Origin of the sequence: Mesorhizobium sp. M7A.F.Ca.CA.002.04.1.1 (assembly GCF_004022805.1) — a bacterium.
In the GTDB taxonomy this organism is placed as follows: Bacteria; Pseudomonadota; Alphaproteobacteria; order Rhizobiales; family Rhizobiaceae; genus Mesorhizobium; species Mesorhizobium ciceri.
The window spans coordinates 1-6,030 of sequence record NZ_RZPL01000328.1; the positions used below are offsets into that span (position 1 = coordinate 1).

Sequence of the window (6,030 nt, forward strand, 5' to 3'; positions counted from 1 at the left end):
AAGGTGCCGCTGATCACCGTCAACCACGGCCGCACCGATTCCACCGACGGGCGTGTCTTCCCCTACGTCTTCCCGCTGCTGCTCAATCCCTACAGCGAGACATCAGGCATCGTGAACTACATCGCCTCCAAGGAAGGCGGCATCGACAAGCTGAAGGGAAAGAAGATCGTCGTGCTCTATCACGGCTCGCCCTACGGCAAGGAGACCATCCCGATCTATGAGCTGCTGGCGCAGAAATACGGCTTCACCGTGCAGCAGATCGAGGTGCCGCATCCCGGCAACGAGCAGCAGTCGCAGTGGCTGACCATCCGCCGCGCCAAGCCGGATTTCGTCGTCCTGCGCGGCTGGGGTGTGATGAACCCGGTGGCGCTGAAGACGGCGGTCAAGGTCGGCTATCCCGTCGATCACATCGTCGGCAATGTCTGGTCGAATTCTGAAGAGGATGTCATCCCTGCCGGCGACGCCGCCAAGGGTTACACCGCCATCACCACGCAGGCTTCCGGCAACTCCTACCCGGTGGTTCAGGAGATCGTGAAGACGGTCTACGGCGCCGGCAAGGGTAACCTTGAAGACAAGGCGCGCATCGGCTCGGTCTACCACAATCTCGGCATCGTCAACGGCATCCTCAATGTCGAGGCGATCCGGATCGCGCAGGAGAAGTTCGGCCACCGCACGCTGACCGGCGACGAGGTCCGCTGGGGCTTCGAGCATCTCAAGCTTGATCCGGCCAAGGTCGAGGCGCTCGGCGCCAAGGACCTGTTCCACTCGATCAATGTCAGCTGGGACAACCATGAAGGCGAAGGCTACGTGACCTTCCAGCAGTGGGACGGCAAGAAGTGGAACGTCGTCTCCGACTGGATCGCGCCGGACTGGGCGCTGCTGCGGCCAATCATCGAGAAGTCCGCCGAGGCCTACGCCGCCGAGAAGGGCATCAAGCTGCGCACCGCCGACGATGCCAATGCTGTGACCACCAACTGATCAGTCAGTGCCGGGCGTCGCGGACCAAGTTTCCGTGGCGCCCGACCTGTTCGGTTTTCGAACCGCGAAAGAACAGCCTATGCCGAACGATGACGTCATTCTTGCTGTGGACACGGTCCATGCCACCTACAACCACGCCATCACGGCGCTGCATGGCGTCAGTTTCGAGCTCAGGCGCGGCCAGATACTGGCATTGCTCGGTGCCAATGGCGCTGGCAAGACCACGACGCTGAAGGCCGTCTCCAACCTGCTGCCGGCCGAACGCGGCCAGGTCAATGCCGGCACCATCCGCTATGACGGCTCGGATGTCTCGCGCCGCAAACCGGGTGATCTGGTGCGCGCCGGGCTGGTTCAGGTGCTGGAAGGCCGCCACTGCTTCAAAAGCCTCACCGTCGAGGAGAATCTGATCGCCGGCGGCATCGGCCGCAGCGGCAGCCGCGCCGAGATCAACGGGGATCTCGAACGGATCTACGGCTATTTCCCGAGGCTTCGGGAAAAACGCCGGACATTGTCCGGCCTGACCTCCGGCGGCGAACAGCAGATGACCGCCATCGGCAGGGCGCTGATGTCGCGGCCGCGGCTGCTCGTCCTGGACGAACCGTCGATGGGGCTCGCGCCAATCATCGTCCAGGACATCTTCCAGAGCTTGAAAAAACTCAACCGCGAGACTGGCCTATCCATCCTGGTCGCCGAGCAGAACTCCGCAGTGGCGCTGCGATATGCCGACCATGCCACGGTGCTGGAGAACGGCGTTTCCGTTCTCGCCGGCGCGGCCCCCGAGCTTCGCCAGCGCGAGGACATCAGGGCCTTCTATCTCGGTCAATCGAACCCCGGGCAACAGGCGTCACCCGCCACCAAGCCCGCCCATCTCCACGCCGTTGCCTGAATCGAAATCCCAAGGAGCAGTGAAATGACCGTTTCGACCGTCAAGACCGACAAGGCTTCCGCCGCCGTGCCGCCAGTCGCAAGGCCGATCGCCCCGGCGCACATCATCAAGGACGACGCCGAGGCGATTGCGGTTGCCCATGCGCTCGCCGCCGAATTCGTCAAGGACTCCTCCCGGCGCGACCGTGAACGGATCTGGCCGGTCGCCGAACTCGATGCCTTTTCGCAAAGCGGCCTGTGGTCGATCAATGTACCCAAGGCATTCGGTGGGCCGGAGGTGTCCTATGCGACGCTGGCGAAGGTGATCGAGATCATCTCGGCGGCGGATTCCTCGATCGGCCAGGTTGCGCAGAACCATCTCGGCGTCGTCGCTGCCATCCGCACCGTCTCCGACGCGGACCAGCAGAAGCTGCTGTTCGCCGAAGCGCTGAAGGGCACCCGGTTCGGCAACGCCTTTTCCGAGTTCGGCTCCAAGCGCGCCGCCGATTTTGAGACCCGCTTCACCGATGCCGGCGATCATGTGGTCGTCAACGGCCGGAAATTCTATTCGTCCGGCGCGCTGCTCGCCCATCTGGTGCCGATCGTGGCGCTCGATGACGAGGGCCGCGCCTGGTATGCGATCGCCGACCGCGGCGCACCCGGCCTGACCGTCATCGACGACTGGTCGAGCTTCGGCCAGCGCACGACCCTGTCCGGCACCGTCATCATCGACAACGTCAAGGTGCCGAAGACGCATCTGGTACCCGGCTACAAGGGCTACGACAAACCGACCGCCGACGGCGCCATCTTCCAGATCATCCAGGTGGCCGTGGACACCGGCATCGCCCAGGCGGCGATCGACGAGACGGTCGATTTCGTCAGGACCAAAAGCCGCGCCTGGATCGACAGCGGCGTCGACAACGCCTGGGACGATCCCTACACCATTCAGGCCATCGGCGACCTGACGCTGCGCCTGCACGCGGCGCAGGCGCTGCTCGAAAAGGCCGGTCATGCAATCGACCGGGCAGTGGCCGAGCCGACAGCCGAGACGGTGGCGCACGCCCAGATCGTCACTGCCGAGGCAAAAATCCTGTCGACAGAGATCGCCATCGCCGCCACCAACAAGCTGTTCGAACTGGCAGGGACCCGCTCAACCCTGGCCGAGCACAATCTCGACCGGCATTGGCGCAACGCGCGCACGCACACGCTGCACGATCCGGTGCGCTGGAAATACTCGATCCTCGGCAAATATTTCCTCAACGGCGAAAATCCGCCGCTGCACGCCTGGAGCTGATTTTCCACCGGCGGGCTGGCGGCCCGCCACGTCAAACCTTCGACCATCCAAGAGGCCCACTGCCATGTCAAACCCAACAGTCGTCGGCTTTTCCGGCAACATCACCAGGCCGTCAAAGACGCGCGCCTTCGTCGATCTGGTCGCCAGGGACATCGCCGCCAGCCACGGCCTATCGGCGAGCACCTATGATATCGAGGATCTCGGGCCGTCGCTGGGAACGGCGAAATGGGCCCGCGATCTCGACGGCCAGGCGCACGCGATCCTGGAACAAATCCTCGCCGCCGACGTGCTTGTCGTGGGCTCGCCGACCTACAAGGGCAGCTATACCGGCCTGTTCAAGCATTTCTTCGACCTGATCGATCCGGCGGCATTGCGGGGAAAGCCCATCGTGCTGACGGCGACCGGCGGTGGCGAGCGCCATGCCTTGATCGTCGAGCATCAGCTGCGGCCGCTGTTCGGCTTCTTCGAGGCCTTTGCGCTGCCCACCGCCGTCTACGCCACCGACAAGGATTTCACCGACGGCGTGCTGCGCTCCGAGGCGATCCTTAAGCGTGCGGCGCAGGCGGTCGACGAGGTCGGCTTTGTGCTGGCCAATCGTTCGGCAGGCCGGATCGCCGCTGAATAGCCTGTCGTCAGCCAGATTGAACTGAACGAAATCCGTGAGGGCAGCGCCCCCGCTTACGCGCAATTTACGACCGACCGCTAAAACCGTTCCTGTCTGATTCGTCTGGGACAGGAACGTCATGAGCAAAGCCCTCACATCCTTCGCATTGGTCGCCGTGCTGACCGCCTTGCTCATGGCGTTGAGCCTGGCTGTCGCCAGGCACGGCTATCCCTATGGCGCGATCGGCGTCAGGCGCCTTGACGGCATTGCCGACGCCGGCGTGTTCATCCCGATTGCCGCCGTCTATTTCTTCAGCGCGATGCTGATGATGATCCTGCCGATAAGGGCGGCCGGTATCGTCCTGACCCATGCCGCCGATGCCCTTTTCTGGACCGTGATCGCACTGTTTGCGACCATCGTCGGCTGTATGGTCGCCAGATGGGCGTTCGGGCAGGGCAGCGCCGTGTGGACATTGCTGAACTGGCGGTTCCTGTTTGCCGCGGCGATCGTCGGGTGTCACTTTGTCATGAACGAGTTGCGCCGCAACGTGCTGCTGCGCAGCCTGTTCTTCGTCGTCTTTGCCGCTGCGACGCTGGCCTGCCTGTTCTGGTCGTTCACACTCTGACCAGCCGTAACCGGCTACTTCGCTGATCCTGCGGCGATGTTGCCGGCGGCAATTTCCATCCATGTCCAGAGATAGGCGGCAAGACCGCGATCGACATGGATGCGCAGCTTGGCGTCATGGCGATAGACGACGGCGCTGATGTCGGCGAAGGACAGCGCTGCACTGGCGCTCGCTTGGCTGGGATCGAGCGTCGTTCCACGCGCGATGAAAGCGTCGAGCGCCGTGCCCTCGGCCTCGAACATTTGCAACCCGGCGCTGATCGCCGTCACCGCGAACCCGTCTGTGTGCCAGCCCGAGGCGATGGCAAGCGGGCTGTTCGAGACGATCAGCAGCCGGTCGCGCGCCAGTCGCGCCGCATAGCGGTCACCTTGTGCGGTGCCAAAGGCTCCGACTCCGTTCCCGTCGGCGCTCGAAGCCCGCGCCCACGCGTCGAGGTCGCCGCTGACCAGCAACTGGTTGAGGCCGCAGACCGCGCGCACCACAAGGCCGGGCACCTTGATCACCGCCGATTGCCAGTCCGGTGCAACGGACCATTTTTCCGCGAGATCACGCATGCAGCCGGTCTCCTGCCGGGTCGAAGGCGCAAGGGGCGGTAATTGTCGCCTTGCTGATCTTGCCGAGATACTGGATGTCAATCGTCTCGCCGTGCCGCGTCGCGCCGCGCTCTATCAGCCCAAGCGCAACCGGGCGGCCAAGCGTCGGGCTCTGGTAGCTCGAGGTGACAAAGCCCTGGCTGCGCAATCTGCCGTCGATCCGTTTGATGCCATGCGCGCCGGTCGGCAGCGGTGCTTCGCCTTGCGGCACTGCCAGCCCGACAAGCTGCATGCGATTGTCACGCGACGCCTCCTCGGTGAACAATGAGCGGCGGCCGACGAACTCGGTCTTGCGTTTGGCCCGCGGACCGTGGACGCCGAGATCATGCGGCAATGTGGTGCCGTCGGTGTCCTTGCCGATGACGATAAAACCCTTTTCGGCACGCAGGATCATCAGCGCCTCCAGGCCGATGACGATGGCGTCGAGCGCCTGGCCGGCCTCGCGCAGATGCGCCCATAGCGGCTCGGCGTGGTCGGCCCGGATCGAAATCTCGTAGCTCCTGTCGCCGGTGAAACTGACGCGGGCGATGCGGACTTCGTCGCCGGCATAAGTGCCATGACCGATCGCCATATGCGGCAGGTCGGCATCGTCGAGCGAGAGGCCAAGATGCAGCTTTTCCAGCAGCTTGCGGGCATTTGGCCCCGAAACGGTCAGTGTCGCCATGTCCGGTGTGGCGTTGTGGATGTAGACGGCGCCGCGGCCAAAACGGTCCTGGCGCCATTCCTCCAGCCGCGCATGGACGGCGGCGACATGCGAGGACGAGCACGACACGACGAAGCGATGCTCGTCCAGCCGCACCAGCACGCCGTCGTCGAAGACCACGCCGTTCTCAGACAGCATGAAGCCATAACGGCAGCGGCCCGGTTTCAATGTTGACATGGTGTTGTAGTAGAGGAAATCGACGAACGCCGCCGCCTGCGGCCCGATCACCTCGATCTTGCCGAGCGTCGAACCATCGAACAGCGCGACCGACTGGCGCGCACGTCGCGCCTCGTCCGCGATCGAACGTTCCGCGTCCGCGTTGCCGCCATAATGAGCAGGCCGCAGCCAGCCGCCATATTCCTGGAAGAC

The 6,030-nt window shown here is 64.0% G+C and carries 7 protein-coding genes; 5 read left to right on the forward strand and 2 right to left on the reverse strand.

All coding sequences use genetic code 11. The features are described from left to right. The 5 genes from ENZ75_RS17835 to ENZ75_RS17855 form a co-directional block, all read left to right on the forward strand. The coding region (locus ENZ75_RS17835; RefSeq protein WP_128278215.1) for an ABC transporter substrate-binding protein at positions 1-978 on the forward strand (978 nt) is incomplete at its 5' end. Positions 979-1,057: 79 nt separating this feature from the next. Further along, positions 1,058-1,864 carry an ABC transporter ATP-binding protein gene (locus tag ENZ75_RS17840; protein WP_024501876.1) on the forward strand — a complete coding sequence of 269 codons (807 nt, stop codon included), beginning with the start codon at positions 1,058-1,060 and terminating at the stop codon, positions 1,862-1,864. A 24-nt stretch (positions 1,865-1,888) separates the two neighbouring features. Continuing rightward, positions 1,889-3,136 carry an SfnB family sulfur acquisition oxidoreductase gene (locus ENZ75_RS17845; protein ID WP_063169861.1) on the forward strand — a complete coding sequence of 416 codons (1,248 nt, stop codon included), beginning with the start codon at positions 1,889-1,891 and terminating at the stop codon, positions 3,134-3,136. Positions 3,137-3,200: 64 nt separating this feature from the next. Continuing rightward, entirely contained in the window at positions 3,201-3,761 is a 561-nt protein-coding gene (gene msuE, locus ENZ75_RS17850; protein WP_027164238.1) for an FMN reductase, read from the forward strand. A gap of 118 nt (positions 3,762-3,879) precedes the next feature. After that, positions 3,880-4,365 (forward strand): hypothetical protein, encoded by a 486-nt coding sequence (locus tag ENZ75_RS17855; RefSeq protein WP_063169862.1) that lies wholly within the window; start codon positions 3,880-3,882, stop codon positions 4,363-4,365. A gap of 14 nt (positions 4,366-4,379) precedes the next feature. On the opposite strand, the gene ENZ75_RS17860 is transcribed toward ENZ75_RS17855, so the two are convergent. Then, a complete protein-coding gene (locus tag ENZ75_RS17860) occupies positions 4,380-4,919 on the reverse strand; it encodes a hypothetical protein (protein ID WP_063169863.1) in 540 nt (179 codons plus the stop codon). Further along, a partial coding sequence (locus ENZ75_RS17865) for an aminomethyltransferase family protein (RefSeq protein WP_245481170.1) occupies positions 4,912-6,030 on the reverse strand: 1,119 nt, incomplete at its 5' end. The genes ENZ75_RS17860 and ENZ75_RS17865, both read right to left, overlap by 8 nt.

Excerpts from the sequence above, each read along its gene's own strand:
- ENZ75_RS17840 (WP_024501876.1), top strand. The coding sequence starts at position 1,058 with ATGCCGAACGATGACGTCATTCTTGCTGTGGACACGGTCCATGCCACC.
- ENZ75_RS17845 (WP_063169861.1), top strand. The coding sequence starts at position 1,889 with ATGACCGTTTCGACCGTCAAGACCGACAAGGCTTCCGCCGCCGTGCCG.
- msuE (WP_027164238.1), top strand. The coding sequence starts at position 3,201 with ATGTCAAACCCAACAGTCGTCGGCTTTTCCGGCAACATCACCAGGCCG.
- ENZ75_RS17855 (WP_063169862.1), top strand. The coding sequence starts at position 3,880 with ATGAGCAAAGCCCTCACATCCTTCGCATTGGTCGCCGTGCTGACCGCC.
- ENZ75_RS17860 (WP_063169863.1), bottom strand. The coding sequence starts at position 4,919 with ATGCGTGATCTCGCGGAAAAATGGTCCGTTGCACCGGACTGGCAATCG.